We start from the raw sequence: 21,371 nt of genomic DNA on the forward strand, positions 1-21,371 counted from the left end.
CTTAATCCCCTTCCACAATTTCCTGGCTCAAGTTAGAAATATACGACTGCAAATATGATAAATTGCTTTGTGCCTCATTCAGCTGGTTCGCAAGGCGCCGGATTTCTTCTTCCAGCCTGTCCTCCGTATTTCGGAGATGATGCACATATTGGCGTACAGACGACTCTATTTTATGCAAGTGATTCAAATACTTATTTTTCGTTGTGCCTTTCCAAGAGGGTGGATGAAAATCAATATGCGCCACCTTCCTTTCGTGCTGCCATGCGCCTTCAATGACTCCCTCCATTCGCCCCTTTGCCCGATACAGCCGCTCGATTTTTTCTTCAAGCAGTGCAGCATCCTGCCTCGCTGCTGCTGCCTGAGCCTGCATGTTTTCCCTTTTGCGGATCAGATCGCTTTTATCCATCCTTCGCTCACCGCCTCCCCTTGTTCGAGTGTACAAACGGTTTATTTTACCACTATTTTCTATCAACCAGCTTCTCGTTTTAATATTTTTTCAAAAATTAGGTCTTTTGAGCTAACTTGGTTACTTATTTCCCTTTCTCCACTAACTAAAACCAGGATATTCAGATGGTGGCGGCAATCATCATCCCCATGAGATACCAATAAGAGGAAAGGCGGACAAAAGAAGAGAATACTTGGTGGCAAATTTTTGCATAAAGAGCTTTTTGGTGGACTATCGGAAAACTTTATTCATAAAAAAATCCGGACATCAAAAAGTGCCCGGAATTTTTATGATTTTAGTCAAAAATAATATGGTTTACTGTTTTGCGGTCGAGACGTTTGATCACTTCTGTTATTAGTTTAACAGTATTTTCGTAATCATCACGGTGCAAGATGCCGGCGTGCGAGTGGATATAGCGTGTTGCAATCGTGATGGCAAGAGATGGAATGCCGCTGCCCGTTAAGTGAATGGAGCCGGCGTCTGTTCCGCCGCCCGGAATCGATTCAAACTGGTACGGGATATTTAACTCTTCAGCAACTTTCACAACCGTATCGCGCAAGCCTTTATGCGCCACCATTGAAGCGTCGTAAATCACGATTTGCGGACCTTTGCCCATTTTGCTGAGTGCTTCTTTCTCGGAGATTCCTGGGGTGTCCCCGGCAATCCCGACATCAAGTGCAAAGGCAATATCCGGTTTCACTTTGCTGGCTGCCGTCTTCGCGCCGCGCAAGCCCACTTCTTCCTGGACATTTGTTACACCGTAAACGATGTTCGGATGGTTTTCTTTATGCAGATTTTTTAGCACATCAATGACAACTGCACAGCCGATCCGGTTATCCCAGGCTTTGGCAAGCAGCATTTTTTCATTTTTCATAACCGTAAATTCAAAGTAAGGCACCACCATGTCGCCCGGTTTTACGCCCCATTCAAGCGCTTCTTCCCGGCTTGTGGCACCAATATCAATGAACATATCCTTGATTTCGTACGATTTTTTGCGTGCATCCGGTGATAAAATATGTGGTGGCTTCGATCCGATCACACCTGTCACATCACCTTTATCTGTTACAACCGTAACGCGTTGGGCAAGCATCACCTGTGACCACCAGCCGCCGATCGTTTGGAAGCGCAGAAAGCCCGACTCATCAATTTGTGTCACCATGAAACCAACTTCATCCATATGGCCGGCGATCATAATTTTCGGGCCGTCCGCCTGCCCCGTTTTCTTTGCAATTAAGCTGCCGAGGCCGTCTGTGTCAAGTTCATCGGCATACGGCTCTATGTATTTTTTGACAACGGCACGCACTTCTGCTTCATTGCCGGCAATCCCTTTTGCATCGGTTAAATCTTTCAACATGGACAATGTCTCATCTAACTTTGCCACTGGCATTTCCTCCTCGTCCCGATATGTACAAAGCCTATTATAATCAAAATCGCAAAAAGTGTAAAAAGTTTCAGCCTTCTATTTTATATCACGTCGGACTATGCCGGGTATTTCCTGATACTCTTTTTATATGTCAGAAGCAGCATGCTTTAGAGAGCTTCATCCAACCAAGAAGAGCTGGAAATAGCTGCTTCACTGCCTGATGGGAAGAAGGCAGACTACCTGTTCTCTGAAGCAGATGGCAATTCAGGGACTGAAAAAGAAACAGCATATGGAAGTCCACCACGCCATTCTCTATGAGGGATGGGAAATCAATGGCAAAAGGGGCTTCCTGCGTCAGCCCCACAGTCATCATGAGGACGGAAGCCATTCAGATATTTTGGGATGAAGTCCAAGCCACAGCTGCCAACACCTATTCCCTCGAAAAAGCGCATATTATTACAAACAGTGATGGAGGTACGCCGAGATACGGCAAATCTTCCCGTCCGTTTTTTGAAGATGACTGTTATGAAAAAAATCAGCAAAAACAAAAATAATCAAAATAACCACAAGGTCTCCTGCTTTAAAAACAAGGAAACCCGCCGGAAAATCTTTGGCGGGTTTCCTTAAACTTTACAGATTTGCCGCGACTTCGTAAGCATCCCAGATGGCATACATGATGTTTGCGACCTTGCGGGCATCGCCAACCACATGAAGATCGGCAACCTCAAACTTTAAATCTTCATAGAGTGATTTTTCAGCCGAGTAGCCGACTGCGAGCACAATGCTGTCTGCTTCAATTTCACGCAATTCGCCGTCAACATCCACAACGGCTGTCTTTTCTGTCGTATCTACTATTTTTGAAGAAGTGTAGACTTGAACACCTTTAAACGGTACGAGTCTTTCCAGCATGTCCGAGTTAGCGTGGCAAAGCGGACCATTAACTGCCAGCAGTTTGTCCTGCATTTCCACAAGCGAGACATCTTTTCCTTTTTCTGCAAGGTTCAAAGCCAGTTCGCAGCCGACAAGACCGCCGCCGACAATGACAACATGTTGCCCGGCATCCACTTTATCGAGCAAAACATCTTCTGCTGTAAATACTTTGTTTTTTCCGTCGAGCGGCAAAATTTTCGGATTCGAACCCGTTGCAATCAGCACGGCATCCACGTTTGCAGCCAAAATTTCTTCTTTTGTCAATGCAGTATTCAAATGAATTTCTACGCCAAGGCGTTCCAACGTATGCTCATACCAGGCAACAAGCGCCAGGTCATCTTCTTTAAAATCAGGTGCGCCGCCAGGGATCAAGTTGCCGCCTAAACGGTTCGATTTTTCAAAAATGACCGGTTCATGGCCGCGCAATGCAAGCACACGGGCAGCTTCGCATCCGGCCACGCCGCCGCCTGCAATCAGTACGCGTTTCTTTTTTAAAGCAGGTGTCAATGCTGCTTCTTTTTCTCGACAGGCAGCCGGATTCACTGCGCAGCCTAAGGAAGAATACTCCTGGATCCGACCCATGCAGCCTTCATGGCATGACAGACACGGGCGGATATCGGCAACCTGCCCGGTTCGGAGCTTATTGACGTAATCCGGGTCAGCCAATAACGGGCGGCCCAAGCTGATAATATCACATGCTCCGTCTTCCAGTGCGGCAAGTGCAAGATCCGGATTGTCCATGCGGCCCGCGCAAAGGACAGGCACATCGACAGCTTCCTTCACCAGCCTGGCATACGGAATGTAAAGCCCCTTCTTCTGGTACATCGGAGGATGGCTCCACCACCATGAATCATAAGAACCAACATCGACGTCCAGAGCATCATAGCCGTAGGAAACGAGCAGCTTTGCTGCCTCGATGCCTTCATCCAAATCGCGGCCTTTTTCTTCAAACTCCTCGCCAGGCAGTGCCCCTTCCCGCCAATCCTTGATAAAACTTTTCGGGCTGAAGCGGAGCGTCACAGGAAAATCTTCGCCACAGCGCTGTTTAATTTCCTCGACAATTTCCCGGGCAAAACGAAGGCGATTTTCAAGCGGGCCACCGTATGCATCGGTACGTTTGTTGAAAAACGCAATCGCAAACTGGTCGAGCAAATAGCCTTCGTGCACAGCATGGATTTGCACCCCGTCAAATCCGGCGCGCTTCGCATTGAACGCCCCATCCCCGAATTTGCGGACAATGGAATGAATTTCTTCAACTGTCAGTTCGCGACATGTTTTATCCAGCCAGCGATGCGGGATTGGCGACGGTGCAACCGGCGGGTACTCGCCAAGGTTTGTCGGGATCGTCACCCGGCCAAAACCGGCGCTCATTTGCAGAAAAATTTTCGAATCATATGAATGGATGCGCTCTGTCATTTCTTTGGAAGTCCGGACAAAATGGACAGGGTTATGGGTCGGGCAAGGTACGTTTGGCATTCCGTGCTCTTCCACTTCATTATCAACGAAAGTGACGCCGGTAATAATCAGAGCGGTTCCCCCGCGCGCACGGGCTGTATAATACTCAATCCCGCGCTGGTTGAAACCGCCTTCTGCATCGGCAAGACCTAGCGGACCCATTGGTGCCATTGCATAACGATTTTTGAGTTCCACATTCCTTATTTTCACAGTTTCAAATAGCTTTTTGTATTTCATTTTAAAGGCCTCCCCGGATTTTCCATTTTCATCGAATGGATTCGGTGAACATTTTCATTATAGAATGGGTATAATAAAAAATCGGTAGACAAAATGTGAAATTTTTCACATATGTAGAGGAAGCATTGACAAAGGCCGCGGCTTGCTTTCATAATTTTTTACATATCATGAAGAATCGGGGAATGAAAGATGGATGAAAAGCCGTTGACCAAAAGGAAAAAACAGGCGATGGAAACGAAAAACCGGATTTTCGAAACAGCGATGGAGCTGTTTGCCAAAAAAGGATACAAAGACATTAAAATTGAAGATATTTGCCGGCTGGCCGGCGTTTCAGTCGGTGCTTTTTATCATTATTTTCCCTCGAAAAATGACTTACTTCTTGAAATGTACAGCCGGGCAGATGTGTATTTTGCAGAACAAGTGCGCGAACGTCTCAAACACCTCGATTTTCCACACAAGATCACAGCCTTTTTTGCCATTTATGCACAATACAATGAAAAAACAGGAATCAGTATGATGAAGCAGCTTTACCATGCAGAAAACCGCCTGTTTATCCAAAAGGGGCGCGGCATGCAGGAGACACTTGCACAAATCATTGCAGACGGCCAGACAGCAGGAGAAATGGTTCGTGATATGCCTGCAGAAAAAATCACGGAGTACCTCTTCATTGCAGCACGGGGCGTCACGTATGACTGGTGCTTGCATGATGGGGGTTATGATTTGGAAAAGGCAATGAGAGCGTATATGGGAAGATTGTTAAAAGTATTTTTTTAATAGACAAAATAGTTCAAATTCATTATAATAAAGAAAAATGAATGATCATTCATTTTAAAGGGGGCCTTACCCATGGCATATACGAAATTCGGGCCGCTTACCGTCATTACGGGGGAAAACGGCAGCCGCGTTCCGTTCAGTACCTCGCTTCTCGTCGAGGGCGGGCAGGGGGCGGCGCTGGTTGACTGCGGCAGCGGCTTTCAAATTTTAAATGAAATAAAAAAGGAATACGCCATTCGGTCTGTTTATTTGACCCATTACCATCTGGACCATATTTGGGGCGCGTACCTGTTTAAAGACGCCGAAATTCAAATCAATCCATATGATGTAAAAAAACTGAATGATGTTGAAGAGCTGGCAAAAGCGAGCGGTATGCTGAGCCCGGCCGACCCGGAGAGCCGCAAAAAGTGGATGAAGCAGCTGTTTGAGAAACCGCCTGAAAACTGGGACCGCCCGCACTGGCAGCCGGTGCTGAACCTTACGGAAAAATGGTATCCGTACGGGGAAGAGCTCAATGTATATGGGACGAAAATGTTGATGATCCATGCGCCCGGCCATACGGAAGGATACTGCTGCCCGTATTTTCCGGAACACGGTGTCCTGTTTGCCGGCGATTTTGACCTGGCCTCTTTCGGACCGTGGTACAACAACGCCGACTCTGACATTGACGCCTTTATCGCATCCGCGAAAACCACGTTGGAAACAGATGCGCAAATTTTCATCACTTCACACCATAAAGGGGTGGTGGACAGAAAAACATATGAAGAATTGCTGAAGCGGTATATCAACAAAATTTACGAGCGCGAAGAAAAAACGCGGTCTGCTGTAAAGCGGGGTGTGGCGCCGGACGAAATGATCTACGAAGAAATTTTTTATTTTCGGAAAAATCTAGAACAGAACCCGCAACTTGTGATTTCCGAAATCGTCGGCATCGCCAAGCACCTCGACAGGCTTGTGCGTAATGGGGAACCGTTTGAAGCTTATTTTGAAGCATTTTTGCAGCACTTTCAGTTAACAAGGGAAAATATTTTCTATCACACATCTTCTGTCCCGACACAACTCCAATAACAAGTAGCGGCGCCCGCTTCGCCGCTATTTTTCCTGTAAAAGCCTTTTTATGTGCCGGACACAGCGCTTGCACAAAAAAAACAACCGCCATTACGGTTGCAAATCGGCAGCTTGTTTCCTCAGCTGCGTTTTTAAAATTTTCCCGACCCCGTTGCGCGGCAGGTCATCTAGAAAGACAAATTTTTTCGGCACTTTGTTTTTCGCGAGATGCTTGAGGCAATACGCGGCCAAATCCTGCGCTGACGTTTCGTCTCCCGGCTTCTTCACGATAAAAGCGAGCACTTCTTCCCCCATCCGCTCATCCGGCACACCGATCACTGCCGTTTCCAGCACAGCGGGGTGGCGGGCAAGCAGTTCTTCGATATCACGCGGGTAAATATTAAAACCGCCACGAATGATTAAATCTTTTTTACGGTCGACGATATACAAATATCCGTCTTCATCCACTTTCGCAAGATCCCCTGTATAAAGCCAGCCGTTCTTTAAAACCCGCGCTGTTTCTTCTCTATTTTGGTAATAGCCAGGGGTGATGTTATCGCCGCGGACCACCAGCTCCCCGACCTCGCCAGCCGGCACTTCCAAATCATTCGGGTCCACAATTTTAATCTCAACGCCAGGGATCGGCACACCGACAGACCCTGGTTTATACGGCATACCCTCCTCGTATAATAAGTTTAAATCCAAAGTGGATGTCAATTTCCAGTTCATTCTGCTGCTCATTGACAAGTGAATATAAGATTTTGTATTCCGGGCTCGCCCGGAATACAAGTTCGGACTTGGACGCTTCGCGATGTTCCCGGATAATGGTCTTAGGATCGTTTGGGTCAATGCTTCCCCTCCTTGTAGCCTGACTACTCGAAAAGTCTGCATCCCCAGGTTCTTGCTTGAACGTCTAACCCGTAGGCCGTTCCTCCGGATCTCCGTGCTGGAAATGAGCAGTTCCAGGCAGCCCACGGCCCGGATGAGTTCTCATACGCGAGGCTGACAGATCGGCAAGCCATCTGGGGATATCCCGAAGCGTCCGATTCCATCGATCCCAATACAGAGAGGAGGAAATCATATGCCCTTATTTGTCGGTATTGACGTGAGCTCCAAAAACCTCGATGCCTGCCTGATGGATGGAATGGGGGAAACGTTGGCCACCCAAACGGTGACAAACAATCTTCCCGGTGCCTCTGAGTTAAGAGACGCCATCCTCCAACATGCGGAGGCGGATGACACCATCCAGATCGCCATGGAGGCCACATCTGTGTATAGTTGGCACCCGGCAATGTTTTTCCATGAAGATCCCGAGCTGAAACAGCGTCGTACAAAGGTGTTTACCCTGAATCCGAAGCTGGTGAGAAATTTCAAAAAGGCTTATGCCGAGATGGACAAGACCGATCCCAAAGATGCCTGGGTAATTGCGGACCGCTTGCGTTTCGGGAGATTGCCGAAATCCGTGATTCAGTCAGAACAATACCTTGCCCTTCAACGGTTAACACGGATGCGCTATCACCTGATTCAAAGTTTAACCCGGGAACAACAGGTATTTTTGAATCATCTGTTTTTCAAATTCAGTGCCTTTAACCTTGAAGTGGATACACCGGTCTTCGGCCATGCCATAACGGAATTTTTGCTTGAGGCCTATAGCCTCGATGAAATTGCCCAAATGCCTCTGGAGGACTTAGCGATGTATCTCCAGACCAAAGGCCATGGCCGCTTTAGCGATCCCGAGGATTTGGCCGCATCCATCCAAAAAGCTGCCCGGTCCTCTTACCGGCTTTCTAAATGTGTGGAGGATTCGATTGACTTGGTCCTGGGCAGTTCTATTGAGATCATCCGGCATCTTAAACGCCAAATCAAGGATTTGGATAAGGCGATTGCCCGCGTTCTTGATGGAATCCCGAATACCCTCCAGACCATTCCGGGAATAGGCCCGGTGAGCTGTGCTGGGATTCTCGCTGAAATCGGCGACATTGAGCGCTTTGACGACCAAGCCGCGATCGCAAAATTTGCTGGATTGTTCTGGCCCCGCCACCAATCGGGTGATTTTGAGGCTGATGACAAAATGCTTGCGCGTACAGGCAATCGTTATCTCCGGTATTACCTGGTTGAGGCTGCCAATCTGGTCCGGCGACACGAACCTGAGTACCGCGCCTTTTACCAAAAGAAATATCGTGAGGTGCATAAGCACTCACACAAACGCGCCCTCGTCTTAACGGCAAGAAAACTGGTGCGCCTGATCGATGCGCTGCTCCGCAACGATCAAATTTATGCGCCGAAAAAGAAGGTGACGCGATGAGGTAACCAGGTAACCATCATCGATAGCCTGAACTTGAAAACTTCCAGATTATTCCAATTATCTGGAGGCTTAGTTCAGTATTGCCATTTTTACGACATAGAGCCAACAAAATTTCCAATTCACTTGTTTTTAACCCTTGACATCACACCGTAGGACTTTTTAATAATGATTACGCTTTCATTCCATCGTTTATCAATACAATATATGCATCGTCCAGGCGGATATACTTGGAAAATAGGACAGGGCTGTACCGGAAATGCCCGGCACAGCCCTGTTTTTGCGCAGGTTTCGTATGAAACTGCCCGCCTCTTCAGCCATATTTTTTTAAAAAAACTGCACCTATCACCTGCCTTCTTTCAGGTGATAGGTGCAAGGCAATAACACACTATTTTTTCACATAGAACAGCCTTGACACAATCAACCCGACCGTCCCGAGCGCAATAAACAAAATCGTCCGGATGAAAAGGTTGACGGTATGCATATCGACAAAAATCAGTTTACAAAGCGTGATCAAAAGCAGGATCATCCCCGCGAGCCGGATCTTCTTATTGTCTTTCCAAACCCCGAGCGCCACTCCAGCTGCAGCATATACCATCCAGACAAAAGACTGGAGCATCATCCGCAGGCTGACGGACCAGCTTTCTGCAACCGCACCTGCCAGCTGGGTAAGAAAAACAAGATGAAAAAAGGCATTTACGGCGATCATAAAGTTTTTCAGCCCTTCCTGTTTCAACGAAGCTGCAGCCAGCATCCGGTAGAAAAACAGCATCGTCCCGATCACAACAAGCCACACGAAAGTCTCCGCACTGAACACATCCCGGATCCATACGGTGGAAAATAATTGAAAAGTTGTAAAAATATAAAGCAATAACCCGATAACCTGCTGAATGACTGCTTTAAAATGAAAGCCAAGATAAATGGCGACCGTGGCTACAATAAAATACACGGCAAGATTTAACACATGATCAGGCAAAATTTGGTACAGGAAATAAACAACGCTTACTGTACAAATGGAAATGGAGACAGAGATCTGCTCCCGGTTTTGTTTTTCCCGGCCGTAGTAGGCAAACCAGCCGTAAGCGACTGCAGCGGCCAATAAGTATAGATTAAACAGCGCATGTTGAAGCGATGCTTGCAGCAATATGCCCGGCACTTCCTCCAGCGTACTATAAGCCCATCCGGTTGTCAGCACAAAGCTTGAGAATAAGACCGGCACCGTTGCCTCTCCCATTCCCTTCTTGTAAAAAGCGACCCAGCAAAGCAGCGCATGCTGAATGATCGCCCCAAGCACAACAGAATACGAGATCCCTGCACCAACTTGATCGATCAAAAGATTGATATAAAGGATAAAAACGGCGGCATGCCACAGCCCACTTGCCATATAAAACAGCGCTTTGTAAGATTTCCGGACGGCAAACAAGAGCAAAAGCGCATAAAATGCCGTTTCATACCAAATAACAAAATGGGCGGCATGTTCCTTTCCTTCAACCAAAAACGGCACAAGATACCCGGCACATGCAGTTAAAATCGCAATCGCTTCCGAACGGTGCCGGTCAGAAAGAAACAGCCCAAGCCCGATCCAGATCAGGTTCAGGATAAATGCAATGAAAGGCGGCACGAAACCGTACAAAACATGCATCGCAAACGTCGTCAAAATAGCAACGGAAACGGCGCCGGACAGCAGCACGGTTCCAAGTGCCACCATTTGTTTCTTAATCTGTCTCTCCCCAAAAAAGTACAGCACAGCGGCCACGCCAAAACCGAGCAAAACCCTGATTAGTTCCGTCCCCGCAATGGCCACAATGGTAAAGGCAAAAATGATGCCCAGAAGCAGCACGAAAATAAAGATTCTCGGCAGCCACACCCTCCCGAGTCGGTATTCCCAATCAACCGGTTCCGACTTCGCCTGAACCGGTGTTTTCTGCACCGGTGTCTCAGCATCCTCTATGCGTGGTGCGGTTTTCTCAACCCGTTTATCCGGCGTGCTGGTTGTGGTTGGTATGGTGCTTTGAGCGGCTTCCCTTTTGGCCGGCTGGTTTCCTTGTTTCGCTGCAAGGTCAGTTTTTAATGTTGCCACTTCCTGTTCCAAAACGGCCACTCTTAGTTCAAGCTGTTCAATCCGGTCCATTTGGTCCCCCCTCAATTTCTCTTCTTCTTTAAAGATATTCGAAGCAGGCAGTCTGGTTTCCTTCTCATTTTGTCTTTTTTCGACAGGTTGAGGCGGATTTTGCCGGTTGACCCGCAACCAGCAAGCGTACCGTTTTCCAAATCCGGATAACCCAACTGCAAGTTCCCTTCCCAATGGCAATAATTCCCCTGGCTTAAGTTCCGGATTTTCTGAACTCATCTTTTCTATCCTTATACTTTACATTCAAAATTCATTTGCCAAATCTAATAGTATGCCTTCCGGGAATTACCCGCCAAATCCAATCAGCACACCTATGAAATACATCAGGCAGCACCAAAAAAACTGTCCCCGGCAGGCAGCCGCTTTATTCCCTGTAGATCAGCTCAAACACCGCATCAAACAAATCCGGGTCGAGATTCATGGTGCGCAGCCGGGCCAGTATTTTCAAAGGCGCCTCTTCTTCCCGGGCCAAAGTATAAATCTCCTCTTTCAAACGATAAGCAATCTGTGCCGCGTTTAGCAGCCCGTAAAAATCCTGCAAGCGGCGTGCGCGAACATCGTGCGTGCCGGCCGAAAATGAAACCGCAGCCCCTTTTTTCGGATCGTATGCTGCAATCCGCACAATCATTGTATCTGTTGCCTCGTCATAGGATGCCGAATACCCGGATATTTCGATGTTTCCGAATCCGCGAAACAGCATCCGGATCTCTCTTGGAACAGGCAAAACACGCAAGTCGCCCTCAACCGGATGCACAATAAATTTCTGCTCCTCCCAGTCGAGTTCAAATCTCGTCAAGGCATACGCCCCATCTTCATATGCCAGCGTTTCCCCGTCATCTTCATACAGTACAAAGGTATTTGTGCTCCCCGGAAAAACCAGTACATCCAGTTGCTTCGGATTTCCGGTTCCATTTTTATGTGGGCAGTGCCCCGCAAGTGGAATGATCGCGCCGGCTTTCGCAAAAACAGGCAAACGGCCAAGCCCTCTGTACACGTTTAACCTCGTGCCGCCTTCATAACGGTGGCCGGTAAAAAAGTCGTACCACGTGCCAAACGGCAGCCATACCTTTACACACGCGAGACCAAGCGCCGGATTTCTTTTTTCCATCACCGGTGCAACGACCAGTTCGCTGCCGAAAAAGTACTGGTGCCGGACATCATACGCTTCTTCATTAAGCGGATACAAATCATACATTGGCATGACAAGCGGCAGTAAGTCATGATGCGTCCGCCAGTTCATCGTGTAAAGATACGGAACCAGCCGGTGCCTTAACCGTAGAAATGCCTTGATTGCATCCGCCGCTTCTTTCCCGTATTTCCACGGCTCTTTCCCCATGAATTCACTCTGCGTACTGTGCAGGCGCAAGATCGGGCTGAAAGTGCCAAACTGCACCCAGCGCACAGCCAGTTCGTCATCACGCGCCCCGCCGAAGTGGCCGCCGATATCATGGCTCCACCATGAGTAGCCAATATTTGAAGCTGTTGCCGTAAAATACGGCTGAAACCGGTAAGAGTCCCAGGATACAACGGTATCGCCGGAAAAACCGATGGGATAACGGTGGCTGCCGGCGCCGGCGTAGCGTGATAAAATGAGCGGGCGCTTTCCGGACTTCAACCTGTCCAAGGTGTGGAAATGATTCAAAAGCCACAAAGGATCAAGCCCTTCAATCGAACTGTTTGTCCCCTGCTGCCAGTCAATCCACCAAAAGTCAACGCCGTCTTTTTCCTGCGGATGGTGCAAGTACGCAAAATACGCATCACGGAAAAAGCGGTTGTTGATATCGAATAAAATCGGGTCTCCCGTCTCCGGGTCGATGCCCATTTTTACAGCCATTTCCGGATACATTTCCTCATAGGCACGCACCCCGTCGGCCGGATGCAGATTGAGCGTTACTTTTAAATGCCGTGCATGCAGCCAGTCCAAGAACGATTTTGGATCCGGAAACAGCTCCTTATTCCACGTATAGCCTGTCCAGCCGCTCCCGTATTTTGCCGGAATATCCACAAGATGCCAGTCCATGTCCAGCACGGCGACAGAAAAAGGAATATCCTCGTTTTCAAACCGCTCCACAAGCGTTTTATATTCCTGCTCTTTATACGGCCAGTACCGGCTCCACCAGTTTCCGAACACAAACCGGGGCAAAAGCGGTGGCGCCCCTGTCAGTTTGTAAAAATCACGCAATGCCTCCAGATAACTGCGGCCGTACGCAAAAAAATAAAGATCCACGCCTTTGTTCTTGCGCGGTTCAATCGTCTCTTCATCAACAAGAATAAAAGATTCCGAATCATCCAGCACCGCGTAACCTTTTTTAGAAAGAATGCCTTCTTCCAAATCGATTTCCCCATCCACCTGGTCCAGCGTTCTGGCTGTGCCTTTCAATGTTTCCACCGGTGTTCCGAAATACCAGCGGTTCTTGTGGTTTGTAAAATTGCTTTTCACATCAATAAAAAGTGCATTCGGCGAAAACGGGCCTTTCTTAAGGTAGTGCAGATGGAAAGCTTCGGTGATGATTTCAAGCGAAACATCGTTTTCCAACTTCCGGAATGCCGGTACCGGAAACGCCCGGTTCAGCACGGTTTGTGTCGCCCTGTCTTCAAACATGCCGTTTTCCGCATATTCCAAGCGAATCAGCTTCGGCGTCAGCACGGTAAACCGGTAATGCTCCCCAGTTATAACAGCCTGCGGATTGGCCTTAGGGCTTAATGGAAAACGCATTTTTTCTTCCTTCATCACGGACCACCCTTTTTTCATTTTACTATACGCTCATGCAACCTTTTCCCTTTTTCCTCCAAACAGCAAACTTTTTCCCATGATAAATCATGCTGATCCGGCAAAAAAATTTTACAAATGGCACTTTTCAAAAGGAAATCGGCAAGAAAAGAAGAAGTTATTCGTTGCATGCTTAAAAACGATTTAAACGGAATGGTGCCGGGTATGCCGGCAGCCTTCGTTTCAAAAAGGGGAATGAGAAATGGCAAAACCGCTTTACTATGAAAAAACGGAAAGCATGTTAAAAGCAGGTGTCTGGATGTCCCCTTGCCCTTATATCATCCGGCCGGAGACCGTGTTCCGGGAAGCAGCATGCATCATGCGCGAGCAAAATTTAAGCAGCCTTGTGGTCGCAGATGAAACCGACCAGCCAGTCGGGATGCTGACGCTGCATCATGTCCTCGCCGCATTGTTGGATCATATGGAAAATGAACCGGTCTTGCGCGCCCTGCCGAAGAGAAATTTTGTTGCAATCTCTGAACAAGACAGCCTGCTTGAGTTGTTGTCCCTGCCTTTTACTGCATTTCCGGTCGTGAATGAAAACCGGAAATGCACCGGCATCCTTACAAGGCAGGATCTATTGGACGGCCTTGCGCACTATATCCGGCAAATGGCGCAAACAAAAAACACAGCAGAGATTTTAAACGCCGTATTGGAGAGCGCCTATGAAGGCATTGCCGTTGTTGATGAAAACGGTATTCTCATCGAATTCAACGAGGCATACAGCCGGTTTACAGGCATCAAACGGGAAGATGCGATCGGGCGGCATGTCACCGAAGTCATTGAAAATACCAATCTGCATGTCACTGTTAAAACGGCCATCCCTGAGCGCGGTGTCATCCAATATATTCAGGGGCAGGCAATGGTCGTCCACCGTATCCCGATTTGGAAAGGGGGCCGGGTAGTCGGCGCGATTGGCATGCTGATTTTTGAAGGCGTCTCGGAATTGTATCAAATTTTTGAGCGGCTGCAGCAGGATACTTTGTCCGCCCGGAAAGAAAAAACAGGTTCCAAAAAGATGCCGGATCAAGCCGGCTTCACACAAATTTTAGGAACGAGCGAAAGCATCTCCCGCGTAAAACGGCTGGCAAGAAGGGCGGCACGGACTTCGGCAACGGTCTTGATAACAGGGGAAAGCGGAACTGGAAAGGAGCTGTTTGCCAAAAGCATCCACCAATTGAGCCCGTATGCACGGGGGCCGTTTATTACCGTCAACTGCGGCGCGATTCCGGAGCCTTTGTTTGAATCCGAGCTGTTTGGTTACGAAGAAGGCGCGTTTACCGGCGCAAAAAAAGGCGGGAAGCCCGGGAAATTTGAATTGGCGGAAAATGGCACGCTGTTTTTGGACGAAATCGGGGAATTATCGCCCGCCATGCAGACGAAACTGCTGCGTGCCATTCAGGAAAAAGAAGCCGAGCGGGTTGGCGGCGTAAAAAAATATAAAACGAATGTGAGGATTGTCGCCGCTACCAATCGCAATCTTGAAGAAATGGTAGAAGCCGGCACGTTCCGGGCGGATTTATATTACCGGCTGAATATTATCCGGATCCATTTGCCCCCGCTCCGCGAACGAAAAGAAGATATACCGGATTTGGTTTCCCATTTTCTGAAGGCGTTTTGCCGGCGTTACGATTTGCCTGAAAAAAGGATCAGTTCAGAGGCAGTTGCAGCGATGATGGCTTACGGATGGAAAGGAAATGTAAGGGAACTGGCCAATACGGTGGAAAGGCTTGTGACACTCGCCGACGGGCCGGAAATCAGCCGTGGCGATCTGCCGGAAGCGATTCATGAGGTTCAACCGGCAAAAGACATCTACGCTGAATCTTTGATCAGCCGCGCCAGAGAAGCGGGCGAGGCGCAAGAAAAAGCACTCATTATCCGGGCGCTGAAAAATGCGGGCGGCAATAAGACGAAAGCGGCGGAACTGCTCGGTATCCACCGCACAACGCTTTACCAGAAAATCAAAAAATATAACTTGTAGCGCCTGTAGTGTAGCCAGTCCGCTACAATTGTCGTGTTTTTCCTACACTTTCCCGGCATGAAACAGGCCCAGTTCTGCGAGACGCTTTTGGCATGCTTTTTGCATTTAAAAAGGCAGCATCACAAAAGGAGTGAAAATAAAATGAGGCAAGCCGTATTCCGGACCCCGCAAACCATTCTTTACGGAAAACAAGCTTTTGAAAAAATCGGTGAAGAGGCGGCCCGAAGAGGAAAAAAAGCTTTAATTGTCACAGATAAAATCATGGCCGGGCTTGGAAACGCGGATGCGTGCCAGCGCATTTTGCAGGAAGCCGGTGTGAAAAGCGCCGTATATACAGGTGTCCATTCAGAACCGGTTGACCACTATGTCTCTGAAGCGCTCGCCCTTTTTCAACAGGAAAGTTGCGACCTGCTGGTTTCTCTCGGGGGCGGCAGTTGCATTGACACAGCCAAGGCCGTTGCCGTTGTCGCAACGAACGGTGGTTATATCGGCGATTACATGGGCGGAAGGAAAATAGCAGAAAAGCCGCCTGTCCCGCATATTGCGGTTCCGACAACGGCCGGAACGGGGTCAGAAGCGACAGACGCCACGATCATTACGAATACTGCCAATGATGTCAAAATGATGATCAAGCAGCCTGCCTTTATGCCGGCTGTCGCGATTGTGGACCCTGTTTTGTCAAAGTCTTCCCCGAAATCGGTGACAGCGGCAACCGGTGTAGATGCCTTAAGCCATGCGATTGAAGCGTATATTTCAAGAAGGGCGCATCCGTTAACCGATACGCTTGCCCTGTCCGCTATGCGGCTGATCATCCCGAACTTAAAAAGTGCCTACGAAGATGGGGAAAATATGGAAGCTCGCGATGCCATGGCGCTCGGTTCTTTGCAAGCGGGGATGGCATTTTCCAACGCTTCTGTCTGCCTTGTGCACGGAATGAGCCGGCCGATCGGCGCACTCTTCCACGTCCCGCACGGCGTATCGAATGCCATGCTGTTGCCTGCCGTGCTTGAATTCAGTAAATCCGTCTGTTTGGAAAGGCTCGCGGATATCGGGAAAATTTTTTCACCGGAAGCGAAAGACCTGTCCGGCAAAGAAGCGGCTGATCTTGCCGTCCGTGCCGTCAAGCAGCTGTGCCTTGATTTAAATATCCCGAATTTAAGAGGCTGGGGCATTCCACAGCAACCGTTTGAAAGCGCCATAAACAAAATGGCTTCTGATGCCCTTGCCAGCGGCAGCCCGCAAAACAATCCACGGGTTCCTTCGCAAAAGGAAATAGAAGATTTATATCTTGTTTGCTATGATTACCAGTTTTCGGGGGAAGTGCAGGCTCGGGGATAGAGCAGCCGGCCTTTTCAGATTCCATATGCTGCATGCCAGGCCATTTTTTAGGCTGGCCGGTGCTGGAAGTTTGCAGCGGCTGATTTTTAATCTTCGGCTGGCACCGCGTTAAATGGGCGCCTATCCTGAAAAATTGTGGCCGCTGATTTGCGGACGGCGTGCTTATCCGGAAAATTTACAACGGGAAAAAGCGGCATGAGCGCTCACTCTGAAAATTTTTTCGGTATAAAATGGCCGGATCATTGCTACGCTGTACCCTGTTTTGTCAAAAATCAACCATCGTGCAAACTGGGGCAAAACTTAAATACAAATTCACAGCTGATTTGCCATTGCAGCTGTGCCCCATCATTGAAAACATATTGTATTTCATTTCTAAAAAGGAGCTGTTGACGTTGAACACAACGACGAAAAATATTTTAAAAAACTATGTGGGCGGCAAATGGATTGAGCCGCAAACAACCCGTTACCAGGCTGTCCCGAATCCTGCGACAGACGACCTGCTTGCAGAAGTGCCGCTCTCCGTTGCGCTTGATGTCGATGAAGCGGTAGAAGCAGCAAAAGAGGCTTTCAAAACGTGGAGTACAACGCCCGTTCCGAAACGTGCGCGTATCTTGTTCAAATTCCAGCAGCTGCTTGTGGACCATTGGGATGAACTCGCCAAAATGATTACCGAGGAAAATGGAAAAAGCTATACGGAAGCTTACGGGGAAGTGCAGCGCGGCATTGAATGTGTGGAGTTTGCCGCAGGTGCCCCTTCACTCATGATGGGAAAACAGCTGCCGGATATTGCAACCAATATGGAATCCGGCATGTACCGCTACCCGGTCGGTGTTGTAGGCGGCATTACACCGTTCAATTTTCCGATGATGGTGCCGTGCTGGATGTTTCCACTGGCTATCGCGATGGGGAATACCTTTGTCCTGAAACCGTCGGAACGCACACCACTTCTTGCCAACCGGCTTGCAGAATTGTTCCGGGAAGCAGGTCTGCCGGATGGCGTGCTCAATATCGTCCATGGCGCACATGATGTTGTCAACCGTCTATTGGAACACGAAGACGTGCCCGCAATCTCCTTTGTCGGGTCAAAACCAGTGGCTGAATATGTGTATAAAACCGCGGCAGCCAACGGAAAACGGGTGCAGGCATTAGCAGGCGCCAAAAACCATACGATCGTGATGCCGGATGCCGATCTGGACACCGCGGTAAAAGAAGTAATCGGCGCTGCTTTCGGGTCAGCCGGCGAACGGTGCATGGCCTGCTCGGTTGTGGTCGCTGTCGGAAACACAGCCGAACCGCTTTTGCAAAAACTGAAGCAGAAAGCGGATGAAATCCAAATCGGCAACGGCCTCGATGAAGGTGTGTTCCTCGGACCGGTTATCAGAAAAGAACATAAAGAACGTACGGAAAAATATATCGAAACCGGAATAGCAGAAGGCGCCGTTTTGGTGAGGGACGGCAGAAAAGATGCGGCTACGCACGGCGATGGCTATTTCCTCGGGCCGACCATCTTTGACAAAGTCACCCCGGATATGCGCATTTGGAAAGATGAAATTTTTGCGCCGGTCCTCTCCGTTGTGCGCGTGGGAAGCCTGAAAGAAGCCATTGAAGTGGCAAACCAGTCTGAGTTTGGTAACGGCGCCTGTCTGTTTACGAAAGACGGCAGCAATGTCCGCTACTTCAGGGAAAAGATCCAGGCCGGCATGCTTGGCGTTAATATTGGTGTGCCTGCGCCCATGGCCTTTTTCCCGTTTTCCGGCTGGAAAAATTCCTTCTTCGGCGACCTTCACGCAAATGGCACAGACGGCGTCGAATTCTACACCCGCCGGAAAATGCTGACAGCAAGGTGGTAAAAATCAAGGAGCTGCCCGGCGTGGCGGCTTCTGCTTTCTTTTTTGCAGTCCGGTTGTCCGAATGAGTTGAAAAACCCGGGCAGATCCTCGGACGCTTTTGCAACAATACTTTGGGGTAATGCTTGCAATCGAAAGCTGATTCAACTGTGGCAGCTGCATTTTATTATGATTATGGAAACAGGTTTGCTGGCAAATCGGATACGCTCATAAATGTAACCGTTTTCTCAAATTGAAAAATGGGGGATGAAGATGGACTTTTTCGTCATTTTATTATCGCTGGGCCTATTAATATTTGTTGCATACAGGGGGTACTCGGTGATCCTGTTTGCCCCTTTGTGCGCGCTGCTCGCCGTACTATTGACGGCGCCGGAATATGTGCTCCCGTTCTTTTCAAATGTGTTTATGGAAAAGATGGTCAGCTTTATTAAATCTTATTTTGCTGTCTTCCTTTTAGGTGCCATTTTCGGCAAAGTGGTGGAAATGAGCGGGATTGCAGAATCTATTGCCAAAACGATCGTCCAGCTCATCGGCGCAAAACGGGCGATGCTTGCCATCGTGCTGCTTGGGGCGATTCTGACCTACAGCGGTGTAAGCCTGTTTGTAGCCGTGTTTGCGATCTATCCGTTTGCCGCCCAAATGTTTCGGGAAGCGGATATTCCGAAACGGCTCATTCCCGGGACAATCGCTTTAGGAACATTAACGTTTACGATGGATGCTTTGCCTGGCACGCCGCAAATCCAAAACGTGATCCCCACCACTTTCTTTAAAACAGACATTTATGCAGCACCGGTTCTCGGTCTGCTCGGCGGTGCATTCGTGCTGATATGCGGCCTATTGTACTTGGAATACAGGCGGAAAAAAGCAGAAAAATCCGGCGAGGGCTATTACGGTTTTTCTTCAGAAACGGCCGCGGCGCTTGAAGCCGAACAGGAACCAGCACCGGATCTTTCCGCAAGCCAATCGCTGGCTAGGCAGATTTTTGCTTTTGTCCCGCTCGTTCTTGTCGGTGTCATGAACAAAGTTTTTACCACCTATATCCCGAAATGGTACCCGGACGGATTCGATTTTTCCAAAATCGGCCTTGACGCTTTTGGCACGGTGGACATCAACGCAGTGGTTGCCATTTGGGCGGTGGAAATGGCGCTTGTCATGGGCATTTTGGCAACGGTTGCTTTTGACTGGAAAAGGGTAACGAAAAATATAAAAGAAGGATTGAATGCAAGTATCGGCGGATCTCTGCTCGCAACGATGAATACCGGAGCTGAATACGGGTTTGGCGGCGTTATTGCCTCGCTTCCCGGTTTTACAACAATCAGCCACGGTATTTCCCATACGTTTACAAATCCGCTTGTAAACGGCGCTGTAACAACAACAACGCTTGCCGGGGTGACCGGCTCGGCATCGGGCGGCATGGGGATTGCACTGAGCGCGATGGCGGATCAGTACAACAAAGCCATTGCCGCTGCCCATATTCCGCCCGAAGTCATGCACCGTGTTGTTGCCATGGCATCCGGCGGTATGGATACCCTTCCGCATAACGGTGCGGTCATTACGCTGCTTGCCGTTACAGGTTTGACGCACAAGCAGTCTTATCGTGATATTTTTGCCGTCACCATCATTAAAACCGTTTCTGTTTTCTTTGCCATTGCACTCTACACCATATTTGGCATCATTTGATCCGAATTACAGGGAGGAAAAAGGGATGGAAAAATGCCTTGAAGGAAAAACCGCGCTTGTGACAGGGGCAGGAAGCGGCATCGGCCTTGCCATTGCGCGCGCTTTTAAAACAGAAGGCGCCAATGTCGTGATTTCCGATAAAAACGCCGAAGCAAGCCAGAAAGCAGCTGATGAATTGGGCGCTGTCTCTGCACCGTGTGATGTTACGATCGAAAAAGACTTGAAGCAAGTGATTGAAACAACGGCAGGCACATTCGGCCGTCTGGATATTCTCGTCAACAACGCAGGGCTCCAGTACGTCTCGCCGATTGAAGCCTTTCCGACAGAGAAGTTTGAGTTGCTGATTAAAGTCATGCTGACAGCCCCTTTTATGGCCATCAAATATGCTTTCCCCATCATGAAAAAACAGGGCGGCGGCACGATTTTAAACATGGCATCCGTTAACGGTCTGATCGGGTTTGCCGGCAAAGCCGCCTACAACAGCGCCAAACACGGGGTGATCGGGTTGACGAAAGTAGCCGCTTTGGAAGGGGCGGAGCATGGCATTCGTGTCAACGCCATTTGCCCGGGCTATGTCGACACGCCGCTTGTACGCAACCAGCTGAAAGACCTGGCAGAAACGCGGAAAGTGCCTTTTGAAAAAGTACTTGAGGAAGTGATTTATCCCCTTGTCCCGCAAAAACGGCTGCTTTCTGTCACAGAAATCGCTGATTATGCCGTTTTTTTGGTTAGCAATAAAGCAAAAGGTATCACCGGCCAGGCAGCCGTGCTTGACGGAGGGTATACGGCGCAATAACCGGCGGAGCGTCAGAAATCGTGCCGTTTTCATCTGCAACCAACCCGGAAACGGCACGGCCGCAATTAGACGCCAATACAGCAGTGAGCGCGGCACCAGCAAAAAGACGAAAATCAGCTGATGTATATTTTCAGGATAGAAGACGGGATTTGATGAAAAAGCAAAATTATAAAATTTTATCTTGAAATTTCAAATGATTAATCCTATAATGAATTCAAAGTTCATTCCAAAAACGAGGAAAAGGAAAAGTACGGTTCACGAATTTTCACAGAGAG

Annotated in this window: 14 protein-coding genes, 1 pseudogene and 1 other annotated feature (1 of these 16 running past the window's edge); of the genes and pseudogenes, 9 read left to right on the top strand and 6 right to left on the bottom strand. The window is 48.7% G+C overall.

What is annotated here, in order from left to right:
- Window position 1: 1 nt before the first annotated feature.
- Window positions 2–406 carry a DUF5082 domain-containing protein gene (locus ABR335_RS14455; RefSeq protein WP_017551937.1) on the bottom strand — a complete coding sequence of 135 codons (405 nt, stop codon included), beginning with the start codon at window positions 404–406 and terminating at the stop codon, window positions 2–4.
- Between the two features lie 334 nt (window positions 407–740).
- On the bottom strand, window positions 741–1,826 hold the full coding sequence (locus ABR335_RS14460) for a M42 family metallopeptidase (protein ID WP_026104662.1): 1,086 nt from the start codon (window positions 1,824–1,826) through the stop codon (window positions 741–743).
- 171 nt (window positions 1,827–1,997) lie between these two features.
- On the opposite strand from ABR335_RS14460, the pseudogene ABR335_RS14465 reads away from it, so the two are divergent.
- Window positions 1,998–2,284: pseudogene (locus ABR335_RS14465) on the top strand (ISLre2 family transposase); the annotation flags it as partial.
- A 154-nt stretch (window positions 2,285–2,438) separates the two neighbouring features.
- Here the strand turns inward: ABR335_RS14465 and ABR335_RS14470 are convergent.
- A complete protein-coding gene (locus tag ABR335_RS14470) occupies window positions 2,439–4,430 on the bottom strand; it encodes an FAD-dependent oxidoreductase (RefSeq protein ID WP_035182437.1) in 1,992 nt (663 codons plus the stop codon).
- 189 nt (window positions 4,431–4,619) lie between these two features.
- On the opposite strand from ABR335_RS14470, the gene ABR335_RS14475 reads away from it, so the two are divergent.
- Entirely contained in the window at window positions 4,620–5,204 is a 585-nt protein-coding gene (locus ABR335_RS14475) for a TetR/AcrR family transcriptional regulator (RefSeq protein ID WP_035182438.1), read from the top strand.
- 72 nt (window positions 5,205–5,276) lie between these two features.
- A complete protein-coding gene (locus tag ABR335_RS14480) occupies window positions 5,277–6,272 on the top strand; it encodes an MBL fold metallo-hydrolase (RefSeq protein WP_035182439.1) in 996 nt (331 codons plus the stop codon).
- A gap of 90 nt (window positions 6,273–6,362) precedes the next feature.
- Here ABR335_RS14480 and ABR335_RS14485 read toward each other — a convergent pair whose 3' ends face one another.
- A complete protein-coding gene (locus ABR335_RS14485) occupies window positions 6,363–7,100 on the bottom strand; it encodes a class I adenylate-forming enzyme family protein (RefSeq protein WP_350346296.1) in 738 nt (245 codons plus the stop codon).
- 232 nt (window positions 7,101–7,332) lie between these two features.
- Between ABR335_RS14485 and ABR335_RS14490 the strand changes: the two genes are divergently transcribed.
- Window positions 7,333–8,556 (top strand): IS110 family transposase, encoded by a 1,224-nt coding sequence (locus ABR335_RS14490; RefSeq protein ID WP_013858393.1) that lies wholly within the window; start codon window positions 7,333–7,335, stop codon window positions 8,554–8,556.
- A gap of 385 nt (window positions 8,557–8,941) precedes the next feature.
- Here ABR335_RS14490 and ABR335_RS14495 read toward each other — a convergent pair whose 3' ends face one another.
- Together ABR335_RS14495 and ABR335_RS14500 are read right to left on the bottom strand one after the other, a co-directional pair.
- A complete protein-coding gene (locus ABR335_RS14495) occupies window positions 8,942–10,903 on the bottom strand; it encodes a DUF2339 domain-containing protein (RefSeq protein ID WP_251459671.1) in 1,962 nt (653 codons plus the stop codon).
- A gap of 145 nt (window positions 10,904–11,048) precedes the next feature.
- Window positions 11,049–13,415 carry a TIM-barrel domain-containing protein gene (locus ABR335_RS14500; RefSeq protein WP_026104659.1) on the bottom strand — a complete coding sequence of 789 codons (2,367 nt, stop codon included), beginning with the start codon at window positions 13,413–13,415 and terminating at the stop codon, window positions 11,049–11,051.
- A 241-nt stretch (window positions 13,416–13,656) separates the two neighbouring features.
- Between ABR335_RS14500 and ABR335_RS14505 the strand changes: the two genes are divergently transcribed.
- The 5 genes from ABR335_RS14505 (at window position 13,657) to ABR335_RS14525 (ending at window position 21,096) form a co-directional block, all read left to right on the top strand.
- Window positions 13,657–15,435 carry a sigma-54-dependent Fis family transcriptional regulator gene (locus tag ABR335_RS14505; RefSeq protein WP_017551925.1) on the top strand — a complete coding sequence of 593 codons (1,779 nt, stop codon included), beginning with the start codon at window positions 13,657–13,659 and terminating at the stop codon, window positions 15,433–15,435.
- Between the two features lie 141 nt (window positions 15,436–15,576).
- Complete coding sequence (locus ABR335_RS14510) at window positions 15,577–16,773, top strand: iron-containing alcohol dehydrogenase (protein WP_350346297.1); 1,197 nt, start codon at window positions 15,577–15,579, stop codon at window positions 16,771–16,773.
- A 392-nt stretch (window positions 16,774–17,165) separates the two neighbouring features.
- A complete protein-coding gene (locus ABR335_RS14515; protein WP_014096101.1) occupies window positions 17,166–18,623 on the top strand; it encodes a CoA-acylating methylmalonate-semialdehyde dehydrogenase in 1,458 nt (485 codons plus the stop codon).
- A gap of 249 nt (window positions 18,624–18,872) precedes the next feature.
- Window positions 18,873–20,300 (top strand): GntP family permease, encoded by a 1,428-nt coding sequence (locus ABR335_RS14520; RefSeq protein ID WP_168985892.1) that lies wholly within the window; start codon window positions 18,873–18,875, stop codon window positions 20,298–20,300.
- 25 nt (window positions 20,301–20,325) lie between these two features.
- The gene (locus ABR335_RS14525) at window positions 20,326–21,096 is read left to right on the top strand and encodes a 3-hydroxybutyrate dehydrogenase (RefSeq protein WP_014096102.1); all 771 of its coding nucleotides are present in this window, start codon (window positions 20,326–20,328) and stop codon (window positions 21,094–21,096) included.
- Window positions 21,097–21,322: 226 nt separating this feature from the next.
- Window positions 21,323–21,371 (top strand) — a binding site (T-box leader) (it continues 215 nt past the right edge of the window).

The sequence above is a fragment of the Heyndrickxia faecalis genome, assembly GCF_040267745.1.
Taxonomy (GTDB): Bacteria; Bacillota; Bacilli; order Bacillales; family Bacillaceae_C; genus Weizmannia; species Weizmannia faecalis.

Bases quoted from the DNA above. Each gene is read 5' to 3' on its own strand.
- ABR335_RS14455 (WP_017551937.1), bottom strand. From the start codon at position 406: ATGGATAAAAGCGATCTGATCCGCAAAAGGGAAAACATGCAGGCTCAG.
- ABR335_RS14470 (WP_035182437.1), bottom strand. From the start codon at position 4,430: ATGAAATACAAAAAGCTATTTGAAACTGTGAAAATAAGGAATGTGGAA.
- ABR335_RS14475 (WP_035182438.1), top strand. From the start codon at position 4,620: ATGGATGAAAAGCCGTTGACCAAAAGGAAAAAACAGGCGATGGAAACG.
- ABR335_RS14480 (WP_035182439.1), top strand. From the start codon at position 5,277: ATGGCATATACGAAATTCGGGCCGCTTACCGTCATTACGGGGGAAAAC.
- ABR335_RS14490 (WP_013858393.1), top strand. From the start codon at position 7,333: ATGCCCTTATTTGTCGGTATTGACGTGAGCTCCAAAAACCTCGATGCC.
- ABR335_RS14495 (WP_251459671.1), bottom strand. From the start codon at position 10,903: ATGAGTTCAGAAAATCCGGAACTTAAGCCAGGGGAATTATTGCCATTG.
- ABR335_RS14500 (WP_026104659.1), bottom strand. From the start codon at position 13,415: ATGAAGGAAGAAAAAATGCGTTTTCCATTAAGCCCTAAGGCCAATCCG.
- ABR335_RS14505 (WP_017551925.1), top strand. From the start codon at position 13,657: ATGGCAAAACCGCTTTACTATGAAAAAACGGAAAGCATGTTAAAAGCA.
- ABR335_RS14510 (WP_350346297.1), top strand. From the start codon at position 15,577: ATGAGGCAAGCCGTATTCCGGACCCCGCAAACCATTCTTTACGGAAAA.
- ABR335_RS14520 (WP_168985892.1), top strand. From the start codon at position 18,873: ATGGACTTTTTCGTCATTTTATTATCGCTGGGCCTATTAATATTTGTT.
- ABR335_RS14525 (WP_014096102.1), top strand. From the start codon at position 20,326: ATGGAAAAATGCCTTGAAGGAAAAACCGCGCTTGTGACAGGGGCAGGA.